This is a genomic window from Pseudomonas sp. Sample_20, from assembly GCF_004307585.1.
In the GTDB taxonomy this organism is placed as follows: Bacteria; Pseudomonadota; Gammaproteobacteria; order Pseudomonadales; family Pseudomonadaceae; genus Aquipseudomonas; species Aquipseudomonas atacamensis.
Genome location: NZ_RCOA01000095.1, coordinates 1 through 628, shown reverse-complemented (window position 1 = coordinate 628; position 628 = coordinate 1). Strand labels below are relative to the sequence as shown.

The window sequence follows — 628 nt, the reverse complement described above, 5'->3', positions numbered from 1 at the left end:
TCGTTTTTCAACCTGTTGGGCTGCCCGCTTGGTCTTAGCGTCGGCGGGCGAGAGGTAGGGCGTGTCATTGATCATTACCAGTACCGCGCCGGCGCCTGATAGTGTGCAGGGCAAGGCGCGAGGAGTGTGGTTTGGTTGTTCCAAATAAACTCCGAGCAACGCAGCCCTGCACACTATCAGGCCCGGCCCTCCGGGTGGCGCCTGAAAACGGGCCATACTGCGTTGCAGTCCTTGGCAAGGAAAGCACATTCCCTGCGGCCTGCGCCTTGTCTGGCCCGTTTTCAGGCGGCCACGCGGTACTGGTAATGATCAATGACACGCCCTAGGATACTGATCCGTTTTACTGGCGGCCACGCCTATCAGGTTTCGACACCCGGTCAGGCTGTATGGGTTTGTCGCGGATAGCAGCAGTTTTTCATCTGAACTGCGCGTTTTCGCCGACGATGCCGCTCCAGTCCTTCGTGTTAATTGAAGTTTGAGGTGCCTTCGGTGCCTCGACAAAATGTTGCGCGTGAACAAGCTGGGTGAAACACAGTCTGTTCTGCATCGAATATTTATTTGCCGGGGCGCCCTGTTGGCGCGTCGCTACCGTGAGATAGCCGTCCTCCATGTTTGGTTCCAACGACGA

Annotated in this window: 1 protein-coding gene; it reads right to left on the bottom strand. The window is 57.0% G+C overall.

What is annotated here, in order from left to right; genetic code table 11:
- Window positions 1-415: 415 nt before the first annotated feature.
- Window positions 416-628, bottom strand: a 213-nt coding sequence (locus D8U70_RS20310; protein WP_206663052.1) for a hypothetical protein, incomplete at its 5' end; no start/stop codon positions are given.